The sequence below is a fragment of the Mycobacterium lehmannii genome (genome assembly GCF_001499925.1).
GTDB lineage: Bacteria > Actinomycetota > Actinomycetes > Mycobacteriales > Mycobacteriaceae > Mycobacterium > Mycobacterium lehmannii.
The window spans coordinates 86,389-101,968 of sequence record NZ_LQIR01000007.1 but is presented as its reverse complement, the minus strand read 5'-3'; the positions used below and the strand labels follow the sequence as shown (position 1 = coordinate 101,968).

The 15,580-nt window shown below is 67.3% G+C and carries 14 protein-coding genes; 9 read left to right on the top strand and 5 right to left on the bottom strand.

Annotation, left to right across the window (positions count from 1 at the left end):
- Position 1: 1 nt before the first annotated feature.
- Positions 2 to 1,306: a septum formation family protein gene (locus AU192_RS06155; RefSeq protein WP_082694919.1), complete on the bottom strand. Its 1,305-nt coding sequence runs from the start codon at positions 1,304 to 1,306 to the stop codon at positions 2 to 4.
- Positions 1,307 to 1,399: 93 nt separating this feature from the next.
- Between AU192_RS06155 and serS the strand changes: the two genes are divergently transcribed.
- The 3 genes from serS (at position 1,400) to AU192_RS06140 (ending at position 4,467) form a co-directional block, all read left to right on the top strand.
- Positions 1,400 to 2,659, top strand: coding sequence for a serine--tRNA ligase (gene serS / locus AU192_RS06150; RefSeq protein ID WP_064394893.1), 1,260 nt, complete (start codon positions 1,400 to 1,402; stop codon positions 2,657 to 2,659).
- Positions 2,660 to 2,743: 84 nt separating this feature from the next.
- On the top strand, positions 2,744 to 3,892 hold the full coding sequence (locus tag AU192_RS06145; RefSeq protein WP_064394892.1) for a zinc-dependent alcohol dehydrogenase: 1,149 nt from the start codon (positions 2,744 to 2,746) through the stop codon (positions 3,890 to 3,892).
- Positions 3,893 to 3,903: 11 nt separating this feature from the next.
- Positions 3,904 to 4,467 carry a hypothetical protein gene (locus tag AU192_RS06140; RefSeq protein ID WP_064394891.1) on the top strand — a complete coding sequence of 188 codons (564 nt, stop codon included), beginning with the start codon at positions 3,904 to 3,906 and terminating at the stop codon, positions 4,465 to 4,467.
- On the opposite strand, the gene AU192_RS06135 is transcribed toward AU192_RS06140, so the two are convergent.
- Together AU192_RS06135 and AU192_RS06130 are read right to left on the bottom strand one after the other, a co-directional pair.
- Entirely contained in the window at positions 4,464 to 4,796 is a 333-nt protein-coding gene (locus tag AU192_RS06135) for a hypothetical protein (RefSeq protein WP_064394890.1), read from the bottom strand. The two genes, AU192_RS06140 and AU192_RS06135, sit on opposite strands and share 4 nt — an antisense overlap.
- Entirely contained in the window at positions 4,793 to 6,343 is a 1,551-nt protein-coding gene (locus AU192_RS06130; protein WP_064394889.1) for an MBL fold metallo-hydrolase, read from the bottom strand. Before AU192_RS06130 ends, AU192_RS06135 begins: the two co-directional genes overlap by 4 nt.
- Before the next feature lie 172 nt (positions 6,344 to 6,515).
- On the opposite strand from AU192_RS06130, the gene AU192_RS06125 reads away from it, so the two are divergent.
- From AU192_RS06125 to AU192_RS06115, 3 genes are read left to right on the top strand one after another with little or no spacing between them, the layout of a single operon-like run.
- Complete coding sequence (locus AU192_RS06125) at positions 6,516 to 7,292, top strand: lysophospholipid acyltransferase family protein (protein WP_064394888.1); 777 nt, start codon at positions 6,516 to 6,518, stop codon at positions 7,290 to 7,292.
- A 5-nt stretch (positions 7,293 to 7,297) separates the two neighbouring features.
- Positions 7,298 to 8,059 carry a lysophospholipid acyltransferase family protein gene (locus tag AU192_RS06120; protein ID WP_064394887.1) on the top strand — a complete coding sequence of 254 codons (762 nt, stop codon included), beginning with the start codon at positions 7,298 to 7,300 and terminating at the stop codon, positions 8,057 to 8,059.
- Between the two features lie 43 nt (positions 8,060 to 8,102).
- Positions 8,103 to 8,918: a Cof-type HAD-IIB family hydrolase gene (locus AU192_RS06115; RefSeq protein ID WP_064394886.1), complete on the top strand. Its 816-nt coding sequence runs from the start codon at positions 8,103 to 8,105 to the stop codon at positions 8,916 to 8,918.
- 3 nt (positions 8,919 to 8,921) lie between these two features.
- Here AU192_RS06115 and AU192_RS06110 read toward each other — a convergent pair whose 3' ends face one another.
- Together AU192_RS06110 and AU192_RS06105 are read right to left on the bottom strand one after the other, a co-directional pair.
- Positions 8,922 to 10,541: an N-acetylmuramoyl-L-alanine amidase gene (locus tag AU192_RS06110; protein WP_064394885.1), complete on the bottom strand. Its 1,620-nt coding sequence runs from the start codon at positions 10,539 to 10,541 to the stop codon at positions 8,922 to 8,924.
- A 132-nt stretch (positions 10,542 to 10,673) separates the two neighbouring features.
- A complete protein-coding gene (locus tag AU192_RS06105) occupies positions 10,674 to 11,573 on the bottom strand; it encodes a hypothetical protein (RefSeq protein ID WP_064394884.1) in 900 nt (299 codons plus the stop codon).
- Between the two features lie 233 nt (positions 11,574 to 11,806).
- On the opposite strand from AU192_RS06105, the gene glf reads away from it, so the two are divergent.
- From glf to AU192_RS06090, 3 genes are read left to right on the top strand one after another with little or no spacing between them, the layout of a single operon-like run.
- Entirely contained in the window at positions 11,807 to 13,045 is a 1,239-nt protein-coding gene (glf, locus tag AU192_RS06100) for a UDP-galactopyranose mutase (protein WP_064394883.1), read from the top strand.
- The gene (locus tag AU192_RS06095) at positions 13,042 to 14,979 is read left to right on the top strand and encodes a glycosyltransferase (RefSeq protein WP_064394882.1); all 1,938 of its coding nucleotides are present in this window, start codon (positions 13,042 to 13,044) and stop codon (positions 14,977 to 14,979) included. The genes glf and AU192_RS06095 overlap by 4 nt, the downstream gene beginning before the upstream one ends.
- Positions 14,972 to 15,544, top strand: a complete 573-nt coding sequence (locus AU192_RS06090) for a phosphatase PAP2 family protein (protein WP_082694918.1) — start codon at positions 14,972 to 14,974, stop codon at positions 15,542 to 15,544. Before AU192_RS06095 ends, AU192_RS06090 begins: the two co-directional genes overlap by 8 nt.
- Positions 15,545 to 15,580: the final 36 nt, after the last annotated feature.

Genomic DNA, 15,580 nt, shown 5'->3' with positions numbered 1-15,580 from the left:
ATTACGCGCCGCCCAGGAAGGTGTTGCCTGGGTCGGGCTCGGGGTTGGTCGGGGCACCGCCCTGGTGAACGTCCGGCGATTGCTGGCCATGGGTCGACTGCTGTTGGTCGCTGTCGTCGCTGGAGCTGCCACTGCTGCTGCCGCTGCTGGAGCCGCTGCTGCCCGAGGACTGCCCGCTGGTGGACTGAGAGGTGTTGACCGGCTCGTTGTCGGTGATCGGGATCGGCGGGAAGTTCAGCCGCTCTTCGGGGATGTCCGGGGGCGGTACCGGCGGCTGACCGTTGATCAGCAGCGGGCCCTTGGCGCTGTTGAGAAGCGTCGACCAGCCGCCGTTGCCCAGCGTGGCGCCGATACTGCAGGACACCTGACGACTTCCCGCCGCCCAGCTCGGCAGCGAAATGGTGCTGTAGATCAGCGTCAGCGTGGTGCTGCGTAACTCGATAGGCGCCAGATAGGCATCCGTCATCCGGGTGCACGCATCCTTGATGAAGCCGTCCTGCTCGGGCTCGGGCGGCAGCCCGCCGGGGAACCTCTCGGCGAGGTTCACCGCGCCGGTGACCTCCATCGCGTGCGGCGCCGCGCAGTCGACCGGGATGTCGGTGGGCTGGTTGGTGGTGGGATCGATGCCCAGGCAGGTGCCCGCAGGCCACACCTTGGACTGGTCGACCTCGGCGACCTTGCCGGAGAACGGCAGCTGCTGGTTGTTCGGGCCGGGCAGCTGCAGTCCGCATAGCATGCGGCGCTCGCCGGACTGGCGCCAGGCCTTGTCGCCGGACCACAGCATGCTCACGGTGAAGCGGCTGTTCGGGTCGAAGCGCGGGCCCAGGTAGTTCTTCACGGCCGTCGAGCACTGCTCCTGGCTGATCTGCTGGATACGCGCGCTCGACGGCGGCGCGGCGTCCGGACCGTATTCACTGCCCGGGAAGGTCCGCATGTCCACCGACTCGGCGACCTCGAACCGGTGCTCCTGGCTGCAGTCGACGATCTCGGCGGCGTCGGGTGTCCGGTCGGGCCAGTTGAGGCAGTCGCCCGCCTTGGCGTGTTCGAACGTCGCATTGCCCCGGGGACCGAGGGAGATCGTGCTCGCGGTCAGCCCGCTGGCGCTGTCATTCTGCGGTAGCGCGGTGATGAGGCCCGCGATCAGCAACCCGCCCAGCGCCGTCAACACGAGCGCTCGGCGCGTCGGCGTGGCGTGCAAACTGGTCCACCACGCCACCCGCTCCTGCGCCTGTGCGTCGCCTTGCTGCAGATCGGCGGGTTCATGCTCGCCGAACGGGCGACCGGGTGCCTCCAACATCTGCTCCATTGTGACAGGCGTGTCAGGCGCTGTGACAAGTGATGCAGTTGTAAAGTTATGCGGTTGTGCTGGCCTGGGTGCTCGACCAGTAGGGTTGCGCCCGTGATCGACCTCAAGTTGCTGCGCGAAAACCCGGATGTGGTCCGTGCCTCGCAACGCGCCCGCGGCGAAGACCCGAGCCTCGTCGACGCGTTGCTCGAGTCCGACGCCGCGCGCCGGGCCGCGGTGTCGGCGGCCGACAATCTGCGCGCCGAGCAGAAGGCCGCAAGCAAAAAGGTGGGCAAAGCCTCGCCCGAGGAGCGGCCCGCGCTCCTGGAGCAGGCCAAGGCGCTCGCCGAGAAGGTCAAGGCCGCCGAGACGGCTCAGGCCGACGCCGCGCGGACGTTCACCGAGGCGCACATGGCGCTCTCGAACGTGATCATCGACGGGGTGCCCGCGGGCGGCGAGGACGACTTCGTCGTACTCGACACGGTCGGTGAGCCACCGCGCATCGACGACCCCAAAGATCACGTCGAACTCGGTGAGTCGTTGGGTCTCATCGACCTCGAACGCGGTGCGAAGGTGTCCGGTTCACGCTTCTACTTCCTCACCGGGGCCGGCGCGCTGCTGCAGCTGGGTCTGCTCCAATTGGCCGTCAAACTCGCCACCGCGAACGGGTTCACGCTGATGATCCCGCCGGTGCTCGTGCGCCCGGAGATCATGGGGGGCACCGGTTTCCTCGGTGCGCACAGCGAGGAGGTCTACCGGATCGAGTCCGACGACCTCTATCTGGTCGGCACCTCCGAGGTGCCGCTGGCCGGATACCACGCCGACGAGATCCTCGACCTGTCCGACGGACCGCTGCGCTATGCGGGTTGGTCGTCATGCTTCCGGCGCGAAGCGGGCAGCCACGGCAAGGACACCCGCGGCATCATCCGCGTGCACCAGTTCGACAAGGTGGAGGGCTTCATCTACTGCAAGCCCTCAGACGCCGAGGCCGAGCACGAACGCCTGCTGGGTTGGCAGCGCCAGATGTTGGCCGATATCGAGGTGCCGTACCGCGTGGTCGACATCGCCGCCGGTGATCTCGGTTCCTCTGCGGCGCGCAAATTCGACTGTGAGGCTTGGGTTCCCACGCAGCAGACCTACCGGGAGCTGACCTCGACGTCGAACTGCACCACGTTTCAGGCCCGCCGGCTGGCGGTGCGCTACCGCGACGAGAACGGGCGTCCGCAGACCGCGGCAACGCTCAACGGGACCTTCGCGACGACGCGGTGGCTGGTGGCGATCCTGGAGAACCATCAGCAGCCCGACGGCAGCGTCCGGGTGCCACAAGCGCTGAGGCCGTATGTCGGAACCGACGTCCTGACGCCGGCCAAGTAGGGCAAGCGCCTCGCTGGGCGGAGAGGTGGTTTCGCGCGCCCGGACACGGGTAGACGCGTTCGCATCCCGACTCTAGGAGGCGCCGTGAAGGCGATGGTTTACCGCGGCCCGTACAAGATACGGGTCGAAGAAAAAGACATTCCGCCGATCGAGCATCCGAACGACGCGATCGTGCGGGTGACCCTCGCGGCGATCTGCGGTTCGGACCTGCACCTCTACCACGGCATGATGCCCGACACCCGGGTCGGCATGACCTTCGGCCACGAGTTCATCGGTGTGGTCGAGCAGGTCGGGCCCTCGGTTCGCAACCTCAAGGTCGGCGACCGGGTCATGGTGCCGTTCAACATCTTCTGCGGTTCGTGCTACTTCTGCACCCGCGGGCTGTACTCCAACTGCCACAACGTCAACCCGAACGCGACCGCCGTCGGTGGGATCTACGGCTACTCGCATACGTGCGGTGGATATGACGGCGGGCAGGCGGAGTTCGTCCGGGTGCCGTTCGCCGACGTGGGCCCGGCGCTCATCCCCGACTGGATGGCCGACGAGGACGCGCTGATGTGCACCGACGCCCTGGCTACCGGCTACTTCGGCGCGCAACTCGGCGACATCGTCGAGGGTGACGTCGTCGCGGTCTTCGGCGCGGGCCCGGTCGGTCTGTATGCCGCGAAATCGGCATGGCTGATGGGCGCTGGCCGGGTGATCGTCATCGACCACCTCGAGTACCGGTTGGAGAAGGCCCGCACGTTCGCGCATGCCGAGACCCTCAACTTCGCCGAATGCGACGACATCGTCGTGGAGATGAAGAAGACCACCGGTTATCTCGGCGCCGACGTGGCGATCGATGCCGTGGGCGCCGAGGCGGACGGCAACCTGCTGCAGCACGTCACCGGCGCCAAGCTCAAAATGCAGGGCGGTTCGCCCGTGGCGCTGAACTGGGCGATCGACGCGGTGCGCAAAGGCGGCACCATCTCGGTGATGGGCGCCTACGGACCGATCTTCTCCGCGGTCAAGTTCGGCGACGCGTTGAACAAGGGGCTGACGCTGCGGATGAACCAGTGCCCCGTCAAACGCCAGTGGCCCAGGCTGTTCTCGCATATCCAGAACGGCTATCTCAAGCCCAATGACATTGTCACTCACCGTATTCCGCTCGAGCACATCGCCGAGGGGTATCACATCTTCTCCGCCAAGCTCGACGACTGCATCAAACCGGTCATCGTGGCCAACGCCGCCTGAGGGGAATCATCATGACCTACACCGCCGACCATCCGCCCGTACCGACATCCGAAGACCTGCGCGCCCGCATCCCCGGGTGGGGCGCCGACCTCGACCCGGCCGACCGGCCTTCGGTGCCCAAGCTCAAGGCGGTCGAGACCGGCGCCCACTGGGACTTTCCCGACCGGCAACCCGAGACGTGGCCGCGGGAGCGGTCCATCGAACACAGGTTCCTGACACCGGTTTTCGGTACGTCGACTCCGCCGAGAGGGCTCTCGGGTGCGATCCGGCGCTACTCGTATCGCACGTACAGCGAGGGCCGTGCCGCGCACTGGCTGCTGCTGATCCTCGCCGACCGCGTCGACGCGGTAGAACACCACCTGCAGTCGCTGGTCAGCCTTCGCCCGGACAACCCCATCACCCAGACCGGAGTCAAGACCGAGTTGACGCACAACGGTCTGGCCGCGCGCGCGAAAGGTAAACGTGCGGACGTCAATCACCTGTGGCTCGACCCGCTGATCGTCGGTGGCCCATGGGTGGCGACCGCCGGGATCGGGCTGCTGGCCGCGCGCCGGTTGCGCCGGAACCGGCGCTAAGGCCGCAGCAGCTCGTCGAGGACCTCGATGAGCTGGTCGGGGTGTTCGGGCGTGAACGCCGGTCGCCACCGGTTGCCGTCGACGTCGAGGGTGACCAGCGTGGCCTTCAGCGGCCTACGCACGTCCAGCGGCAGCCAGCGGCGCAGATCCGAGCTGCCCCAGAACCGGTAGCGGTGCATCCAGTCCAGCGGCGAGGCGGTGTACCCGCGGATGGCCGGCAGCGGAATGACTTTCGACGTGCCAGAGGGGAAGTGGTACCGGCGCAGCGTGACCGCCTCCCGGTCGACCTGGATCATGCCGTCGTCGTAGAGCTGTTGCGGCACACTCACTTTCGCTTGCTCCGCAACTCGTGGCCCTTGGTGGTCAGGCAGCGGCCGTTCTGCAGATTCCACTGCCATCCGTGCAGATTGCACGTCAGCGTGGAGCCCTCCACCACGCCGAACTTCGACAGGTCGGCCTTCAGATGCGGGCAGCGCCGCTGAATCTCCCAGCCGTCCAGCGTGATCGACGCGGAGTCGTCGTGCGCCTCGGCGAACCAGCCGTCGGCGTACGCGATCCGCTCGTCGGTCAGGCACTTGAAAAACGTGTACAGGTACTCGTTGTATCCGCCCACTCGCCAGGCCCGAAATCGGGTGGACAGGAAGATGGTGTTGACCCAGTCGGGTTCGTTGTCGCGCAGCACGGTGCGCACCAACTCCGGCGGGATCGCGAAGCCGTAACGGAACTTCTCTGCAGAGATCGGTTCGCGAACAACGCGTTTCGGAAAGTCGACGACCACGGTCTCGGACCCGAGCCGCAGCTCGACAGGGTAGCCGATACCGTCGCAGATCTGATCACTCTGGATCATGATCGGCTCGAACGCGGTGCGCAGCGGCTCCAGTAGCGACTCGCCCGCCGCGTCGGCCCAGCTCGCCTTCTCCGCGGCCAGCACCGGCGCCATCCGCTCGGCGTAGTCGGCGATGTAGTCGGCCTTGCCGGTGGTGAAGATCGACTCCACCTCGTCGTCGGACAGCGGGTGGTTCAGTGAATCCAGTTGCGAGCCGGTGAAAGTGGCCGTCGAGCCCGGAATCAGCAACAGCCCGCCGTCGTGGCCGTGTGTACGCATCTGCTCCAGGAAAACCATCTGGTCGGGGAAGATGTTGGCTGGGTCGTCGTGGTCGTCGTTGAGGTCGCGCAGCTCCGGATCGAGGAAGCACGGCGGGCCTGCCGACGGGATGACCCAGGTGGCGCCGACCTGCGCGATGTACTGGCGGCAGCGGTCCATCTGGCGCTGGCGCTTCTGGATGCCGAACGCCTCCTTGGCTCGCACGGGCATGTCGTAGACCATCGGGTACCAGATGGCGCCGGAGTACTGGAGCATGTGCACGTCGACGTGGCCGAAGTCGGCGTGCACGACGTCGAGGTCGACCGGGCGTGCGTCATTCATGTTGAACGCCACGGTTCGACCGTCGTCGACGACGAGTCCCGAGTCGCCGATCGGGCCGTCGGCGGGGGCTCGCAGCGCGATGATCATCACGCCGAGGTCGCCCTTGGGGCCGGACACGGTGTGGCGCACCGAGTCGACGGTCTCGAAGAACCGGTGAAAGCCGAGCTTCTCGAGTTCGCGCCGCAGGTCGGGAACCGGATAGTCCGGCAGCAGCACGACGGCGTCCTTGTTGACGTGCTCGCGCAGAAGCTTGGGGTCGAAGTGGTCGCGGTGCAGGTGCGAGACGTACAGGTAGTCGCAGTCGCCGAGCGCATCCCAGTCAAGGTCGCTGTTGTCGGGGAACGGGAACCACGACGCGAAGTAGGCAGGGTTCACCCAGGGGTCACACAGGATGCTCCCGGCCGCTGTGTCGATGCGGAAACCCGCGTGGCCGATGCTGGTGACCTGCACAAATACCCTTCCTGCGAATGTGGATGCCTGCCGCGAGTCTAGCCCGCCGCAGGCTCGTCCCCATCCCACGCGCCGCAGAGCCGGCAGGTGGCGCCGGCATCTCGGCGGGCCTCGACGAACTCGGCACCGCCGACCTCGAAGGTCGTGTGGTCGCGCGACTAGGCTGCCTGATGTGGAACCCGTATACGGCACCGTCATTCAGCTGGCGCGGCTGATCTGGCGCGTGCAGGGACTCAAATTCACCGTCACCGGTGTGGAGAACCTGCCGAGAACCGGCGGCGCGGTCATCGCCATCAACCACACGAGCTACTTCGACTTCACCTTTGCGGGGCTGCCCGCCTACCGGCAGGGCATGGGGCGCAAGGTGCGGTTCATGGCGAAGAAAGAGGTCTTCGACCACAAGATCTCGGGCCCGGTCATGCGCAGTCTGCGCCACATCGAGGTGGACCGCGAGAGCGGCGCCCTTTCGTTCGAGCAGGCCTGTCAAAGGCTCAAGGAGGGCGAGTTCGTCGGCGTCTATCCCGAGGCCACGATCAGCCGCAGCTTCGAGATCAAGCAGTTCAAGTCCGGCGCCGCGCGCATGGCGATCGCGGCGGGCGTGCCGATCGTTCCGCACATCGTGTGGGGTGCGCAGCGCATCTGGACCAAGGGCCACCCGAAGAAGATGTGGCGCCCCAAGGTGCCGATCACCGTGGCCGTCGGCGAACCGATCGAGCCGACGTTGCCCGCGGCGGACCTGACGGCTCTGCTGCACTCCCGGATGCAGCACCTGCTCGAGCAAGTCCAAGACAGCTACGGCCCGCACCCCGCCGGCGAGTTCTGGGTGCCGCACCGGTTGGGCGGGGGCGCGCCGACGCTCGCCGAGGCCGACCTGATGGACGCGGAGGAGGCCGCAGAGAAGGCCGCCAGGCGTGCCCAGCGTCCCGACCCCAGCGGAGCAACCGGGTAGCCGCCATGGAGCCGGTCTTCTACACGCTCGAGGTTCTGGTCAAGGCGGCGGTCAGGATCAATGGCTACAAGATCAGCTACCGGGGCTTGGAGAACATCCCCGCCGGCGGCGGTGCGGTGATCGCGATCAACCACACGAGCTACGTCGACTGGTTGCCCGCCGCGCTGGCGGTGCACTATCGCAAGCGGCGCCTGCGGTTCATGATCAAAGAAGAGATGCAGGACGTGAAGGTGGTCAACTTCCTGATCCGCCACACCGGCACGATTCCGGTGGATCGCCGCGCCGGTGCGGGCGCCTACGCCGTCGCGGTGGAACGCCTGCGCGCCGGCGAGCTCGTCGGCGTCTACCCGGAGGCGACCATCAGCCGAAGCTTCGAGCTCAAGGACTTCAAGACCGGCGCGGCCCGGATGGCCCGCGACGCCGATGTGCCGATCGTTCCGCTCATCGTATGGGGTGCGCAGCGGCTGTGGACCAAGGACCATCCGCGTCGTCTGAGCCGCAACAGGATTCCGATCACGGTGCAGGTGGGTAGTCCCCTACGAGCCGGCGAGACGATGGAGCAGACGTTGCAGGATTTGCGTTCGGCGATGACCGAACTGTTGCACGAGGCGCAGCGCGACTATCCGCACCCGGAAGGGGCGTACTGGGTTCCGCGCCGACTCGGCGGCTCCGCACCCACCCTGGACGAGGCGAAGGCTCTCGACGAGGCCGAACTGGCCGAGCGTGCCCGCAAGCGTGCCCTGCGCGAAGCCAAGAGTCACCGGTGAGCCCGGACATCGGCGAACGCGGATTCGCGCGGCGGTCCGCGCGATGAACCGGCCCTTGCTGATCGCCTCCGACGTCGACGGGACGCTGCTCGACGACGACGAGAAGGTCTCGACGCGCACCAGGGCGGCGGTCACCGCCGCGGTGGAGTCGGGCACCGAGTTCCTGATCGCCACGGGACGGCCGCCGCGGTGGGTGCAACCGGTCGTCGACGCGTTGGGTTTCGCCCCGATGGCGGTGTGCGCCAACGGTGCAGTGCTCTACGACCCGGCCACCGACCGCATCGTGTCCGCGCGCACGCTGACCACCGACGTGCTCGGTGAGCTCGCCGACATCGCGACCCGAGTGATCCCGGGGGCGGGCCTGGCCGTCGAGCGGGTGGGCAAAAGCGCTCACGACGCCGCGACCCCGCAGTTCGTCAGCTCGCCCGGGTACGAACATGCGTGGCTCAATCCGGACAACACCGAGGTGTCGTTCGAGGACCTGCTCAGCGCACCCGCGATCAAACTCCTCGTCAGGAAGGCCGGCGCGCGCAGCTCGGACATGGCGGCCGAGCTCGCCGATCACGTCGGGCACGTTGCCGATATCACGTACTCGACCAACAACGGCCTGATCGAGATCATGCCGGTCGGCATCAGCAAGGCCACCGGGGTCGCCGAGGTGGCCGAACCGCTGGGCATCACCGCCGATGAGATCGTCACATTCGGTGACATGCCCAACGACGTGCCGATGCTGCAATGGGCCGGCCTGGGGGTCGCCATGGGCCACGCCCATCCGGCCGCGCTGGCCGCGGCCGACGAGGTCACCTCGACCAACAACGACGACGGTGTCGCGCGTGTGCTCGAGCGGTGGTGGGCGTAGACCTCAGGTGCTGATCGGCGGGGTGAATCGCTCGAGTTGCACGGGCGGGGTGTCGAAGTCCGGCTTCGGCAGTTCCACGGGGATACCGTCGAAAACGCGTGTCACCGTGCCCTTCTCGCGGTCAAAGTTCAGCGTGCCGTGCTGGAAGTTCTGCACGATCCACAGCGGCTCCTGGATCTCGCCGCTGGTGGGCAGTCCGAGCGCACCGCGTTCGAAACCCAGTGTGCCCCAAGCTTTGTAGATCTCACCGGTGACCGGTTCGGCGCCGCTCACCGGTGACCAGTAGATCGCGCCGCGTTCGAATGTGACGTAGCGGGCGCCATCCTGGCCCGACGCCTCCAGCGACGTCGGCCTGCCCAGCGGGCTCTTCATCCCGCCCATTGCTTCCCATTTCGCAAATATCGCGCCTCCGCGCAGTGATTCGGCCAGGTCGTCGGGTCCCGGCGGTTGGTTGAAGCGCGCGGCGATGTCGCGGATGTGGTCCATCAGGGCGTACGCCGCGTTGCCGGGGCACTCCGTGGCGCCGACGTCGCGGTGGGTGAAGATCGCGGGCAGCCGCGGTGTCGCCCCGGTCGGGAACTTCGAGAACGACCCGCCGCCTGACGCCAGCACCACCGCGCCGCGGGGGTCGACGTGGTCGAGGCCGAGCCGCCATCCCAGCAGCCGGGCCGTGGTGCGCAGCTGAATCGGCGTCGGCGGCACCACTTCGAAGTTGCCCATCATCGCGACACCCCAGGTGTCGTGGTTGAACCCTCCGGTGTGCGCCCCCTCGACGGGTCTGGTGACACCGCCCGCGCGGCCCTCGAAGACCTGTCCGAACTTGTCGACCAGTGCGTTGTAGGCGATGTCGCACCAGCCCAGTGTGCGGGTGTGGTACTCGTAGATCGATCGGATGATGCCTGCCGAGTCCTGCGGGGCGTACTCGTTGCTGCCTGCGGTGTGGTGCACCACCCCCGCCCGAACTCCGGCGTCCAACCGGGGGTCGCCGCACCGCATGGATTCGTCGGCGCCCCACTGCGCGCGGTTGATGATGTTGGGCGGCACTCCGGGTGCGTTCACCGCCGACGGCGGAGGCAGCGTGTCCACCGGCGGTGCCTCCGGCGGGCTGATCAACACCGCGTTGAGGTTCTGGCCGAAGGAATGTTGCGTGTTCGCCGGGACGTAGCCCAGTTCCTGGGCGGACTGGGGCGCCGCTTCCGGAATCTCGGGCGCATCGGGCGGACGGGTCACTGCGATCTGCACCGTGGTGGTGCGGCCCACGAACACGGGTTCGGTGCCTGCCGGTCCCGCCGACGGAGTGTCCGGGCCGACACCTTCCAGGGGTTCGGCGTCGTACCAGGGTCCCCAGGTGCCGTCGGCCTTCTTGGCGCGCACCCGTGCGGTGGTGCCGGTGAAGTCCTGAGCGGTCAGCGCCACCAACGAGAACGGCGTGTCCTGGTGGATCTCGCGGATCGTCTCCCCGCCGCCCAGCCCCGTCAGCGGTCGCTGCGCCAGGTGCGGCGCCTCGGCGATCGCGCCGTCGTCACCGTCGCCGGGCAAGCCGAAAAGGGCCATCGGCAACGTCACGACCGTCGCCGCAAGCGCGGTGAACAGCAGTGACGGCGTGGGACGGCGAGTCGGCACGGACTGATGTTACGTATGTGCCAGGTGATGCTAGTGGTGCGACACGGTTGGAAGCAGAACTAATCGATCGCCAGACCGGCACCGGCACCGCAGAGCCGAAGCGGCTTCTGCGGTGCCGTCTGGTGACAGGTCTCAGGCGCCGGGTGCTGGTGCCGGCACGGGGGCCGGGACCGGGGGCACCGCCGGCGCGCCGGGCGGCTTGGCCGCCGACATGATCGCCGGCATCACCATGCCCTTGAGCAGGTCGATCGCCTGCCCCGCACCGAGTTGATCGGCCATGCTGGACAGCTCGCCGATGATGCCGCCGCTACCGGAGGTGCCAGTCGCCGCCGGCATCGTCGCCAGCGAGGGGTCGCCGAGGATCGGATAGGTGCCCGCGGCCGGGTCCAGCCCGATCGGTGCCGCGATCGGCACCTCGCTCGGAGCGGGCAGCCCGGTGGCCGACGAGATCGGCGTGGCGCCCAGGGCAGGGTCGGTCAGCGCCGGCGGCGTCGACAGTCCCGGCGTGGTCAGCCCCGGCGTGGTCAGGCCCGCGTCACCGGTCGGACTGGTCAGCGCCGGGCTGGTCAGCGCGGGGTTGGTCAGGGCCGGATCGGTCAGTGAGGGCGCGGTCGCGGTCACACCGGGAACCGTCGCGCTCGGGGCCGTCAGGCTCGGAGCCGTCAGGCCGGGTGTGCTGAGCCCGGGCGCAGTCAGGCTGGGCGACGTCAGCTCGGGGGTGGTGAGCGCCGGCGTGGTCAGGCCCGGAGACGTCAGCGTGGTGGGCGAGCTCGAGCCCGTTCCGGTCAGAATGCCGGTCGGCATCGGCGGAAGGTTGATGCCGAACTGCGAGAGGCCCTGCGTCAAGGCGGACATCAGCTCATTCGGAAGATCGGTGATCGTCGCCGCCTGGACGAATTCACGGTGCTGGGGGGCCGGCTTGGTGGCCTCCGTCAGCTCGGTCACGGCGACTACTGCAGCGGGACTCGCGACTGCCAAGGCCAGGACTGCGCTCGTGGCTGTCGACAGCCTGCGTCGACGTCGGTTCGGCACGGAAGTCTCCTCAATACATGGGCTACGACTATTAGTGGTCGCTTTATGGTTCGGCTAGGCGATTCAGGTGAACAGCCCAGGTCGTGCGCTGTCGGTAGTCGGGACCGACGTGATCGACGGTACTGGTGTGACTTCTGAGGCGAAAGTGACGATATGTAATCGTGAGCCGATCGCAATATTCGGCTCCTGTCGGATTCGGGCAGTGCGCTCGCGGTCGGATACCCTTGCTGCCGATGACCACGCCTGTTTCTCCGGTCGCTCCGCTCTCCGGAGCCCGTTTTGACCTCTTTGTCGTCGGCTCCGGATTCTTCGGCCTGACGATTGCCGAGCGCGTGGCGACCCAGCTGGACAAGCGGGTGCTCGTCATCGAGCGTCGCCCGCACATCGGCGGTAACGCCTACTCGGAGGCCGAGCCGCAGACCGGTATCGAGGTGCACAAGTACGGCGCGCACCTGTTCCACACCTCCAACAAGCGGGTCTGGGACTACGTGCGTCAGTTCACCGAGTTCACCGGATACCAGCACCGGGTGTACGCGATGCACGGCGGTCAGGCCTATCAGTTCCCGATGGGGCTGGGGCTGGTGTCGCAGTTCTTCGGCAAGTACTTCACCCCCGATGAGGCGCGACAACTGATCAGGGAGCAGGCCGCCGAGATCAAGACCGAGGACGCGCAGAACCTCGAAGAGAAGGCCATCTCGCTGATCGGGCGCCCGCTCTACGAGGCGTTCGTCAAGGGCTATACGGCCAAACAGTGGCAGACCGATCCCAAGGACCTGCCCGCGGCCAACATCACCCGGCTTCCGGTGCGCTACACGTTCGACAACCGCTACTTCAACGACACCTACGAGGGGCTGCCCGCCGAGGGCTACACCAAGTGGTTGGAGAACATGGCCGCCGACGGCCGCATCGAGGTCCGGTTGGACACCGACTGGTTCGACGTCCGCGACCGACTGCGCGCCGAGAACCCCGATGCGCCGGTCGTATACACCGGTCCGCTCGACCGGTACTTCGACTATGTCGACGGACGGCTGGGGTGGCGCACCCTCGACTTCGAGATGGAGGTGCTCGACACCGGGGACTTCCAGGGCACACCGGTGATGAACTACAACGACCTCGATGTGCCATACACCAGGATCCACGAGTTCCGGCACTTCCACCCCGAGCGCACGTATCCGACCGACAAGACGGTCATCATGCGCGAGTTCTCCCGATTCGCCGACAACGACGACGAGCCCTACTATCCGATCAACACCGAAGCCGACCGCGCGTTGCTGGCCGCTTACCGGGCCCGAGCCAAGGCCGAAACCGCTTCTGCCAAGGTGTTGTTCGGGGGCAGGCTGGGGACCTACCAGTACTTGGACATGCACATGGCCATCGCCAGCGCGTTGAGCATGTACGACAACACACTCGCACCGCACCTGCGTGACGGTGCGCCACTGACCGAACCAGGCCCAGAAAGCAGTAGCGCATGAGCGAGATTCCCTCCGGCGCACTGGAATCCGCAGAATCGAAGGCGGTCAGCCTGCTGGCCCGCGTGATTCTGCCGCGTCCAGGCGAACCCCATGACGTCCGCAAGCTCTACATCGAGGAAGCGGAAACCAACGCCAAGCGCGCACACGCGCCGTCGCGCACCGAACTCGAGATCGGCACCGAATCGCAGGTGTCGTTCGCGACCTACTTCAACGCGTTCCCGGCCAGCTACTGGCGGCGTTGGTCGATCCTGCAGTCGGTGGTGTTGCGGGTCGAGTTGACCGGCAGCGCGCGGGTCGACGTCTACCGGTCGAAGGCCACCGGCGCGCGGATCACGGTCGGTGGCGCCCCGATCGTCAGCGAGCGCGCGGGTGAACCCGCTCATGTCGAGTTCGAGGTCGAGCTGGGCCCGTTCGAGGACGGTGGCTGGATCTGGTTCGACATCGCCACCGATGCGGCCTCGACACTGCACCACGCCGGCTGGTACGCGCCGGTGCCTGCACCGAGCCGAGCCAACATCGCCGTCGGCATCCCGACCTTCAACCGTCCCGCGGACTGCGTCAACGCGCTGGCGGCGCTGACGTCGGATCCGTTGGTGGACGAGGTGATCAGCGCCGTCATCGTCTCCGATCAGGGGAACAACAAGGCCAAGGACCATCCGAACTTCGATGAGGCCGCGGCCGCCCTCGGGAACCGGTTGACCATTCACAACCAGCCGAACCTCGGCGGCTCCGGCGGCTACAGCCGGGTGATGTACGAGGCGCTGAAGAACACCGACTGCGAACAGATCCTGTTCATGGACGACGACATCCGCGTCGAGCCCGACTCGATCCTGCGGGCGCTGGCGATGAACCGGTTCGCAAAGACGCCGACACTGGTCGGCGGCCAGATGCTCAACCTCCAGGAGCCCTCGCACCTGCACGTGATGGGGGAGATGGTGGACTCCGAGAACTTCATGTGGACCAACGCGGTCAACACCGAGTACGACCACAACTTCGCCAAGCACGCTCTGGCGGACGAGGATTCAGCGCGTAGCAGGTTGCTGCACCGCCGCATCGACGTCGACTACAACGGCTGGTGGATGTGCATGATCCCGCGTCAGGTCGCCGAGGAGCTCGGCCAGCCGCTACCGCTGTTCATCAAGTGGGACGACGCCGACTACGGCCTGCGCGCCGGCGAGCACGGCTATCCGACCGTCACGCTTCCCGGCGCCGCGATCTGGCACATGGCATGGAGCGACAAGGACGACGCGATCGACTGGCAGGCCTACTTCCACTTGCGCAACCGGCTGGTCGTCGCCGCGCTGCACTGGGACGGCAATGTCAGCGGGCTGGTCGCCAGCCATCTGAAGGCGACACTCAAACACCTTCTGTGCCTTGAGTATTCGACCGTTGCGATCCAGAACAAGGCGATGGACGATTTCCTGGCCGGGCCCGAACACCTGTTTTCGATCCTGGAGTCGGCGCTGCCCGAGGTGCGCAAGATGCGTCAGCAGTACCCGGACGCGGTGGTGCTGCCGAGCGCGGCCGAGCTGCCGACGCCGTCGGACAAGCGCTGGCGCAAGAAGGTGCGGATCCCCACCAACGCGGTGGCCATCTCGACGCGGTTGTCGCGCGGCGTGATTCACCAGCTGCGGCCGCATGACCCCGAACACCACCGGCGGCCCCAGATCAACGTCGCCACCCAGGATGCCCGGTGGTTCTCGCTGTGCCGGGTGGACGGCGTCACAGTGACGACCGCCGACGGCCGCGGTGTCGTGTACCGCCAGCGCGACCGCGAGAAGATGTTCGAGCTGCTGCGCGAATCACTCAAGCGCCAGGCGCGCCTCGCGCGCAAGTTCAACCGGATGCGCAAGGTCTACCGCGAGGCGTTGCCGACTCTGACGAGCAAGCAGAAGTGGGAGACGGTCCTCTTGGAGTCGTCTGCACATGGATGAGAGCTCGCTGCTGAGCCCTGTGGTCGGGGACGCCGCTCTTCGCCCGCGGGACCAGCGCGGCGAGGAGGCCGCTCTGGTCGCCGTGCAGTCCGCGCTCGGTGACCGCCCCGCGGTCCTTTCGACGGCGCGCGCGTTGTCCCATTTCGGCGAGCACAGCCTCGGCTGGTTGGCAATAGCCCTGTTGGGGGCGCTGTTTCAGGCCGACCGTCGGCGTGACTGGCTGGCCGTGGGCGCCGGTGCGTTCGCCGCACACGCCGCCGCGGTGCTGATCAAGCGGGTGGTCCGCCGCGAACGGCCGCACCATCCCGCGATCTCGGTCAATGTCGGCACGCCGAGCCGGCTGAGCTTCCCGTCCGCGCACGCGACGTCGACGACGGCGGCGTCGGTGTTGATGGCCCGGGTCACCGGGTTGCCGCTGCCTGCGCTGCTGGTGCCGCCGATGGCGTTGTCGCGGTTGGTACTCGGCGTGCACTACCCCAGCGACGTCCTCACCGGCGTCGCGGTCGGGGCAGTCGTCGCGAAGGCCGTCGGCACGGTGGCCGACCGCGCCGAAGGGAACGCATGAGCATCTCCAGTGACAGCAGCGCAGAGAGCGTACGGC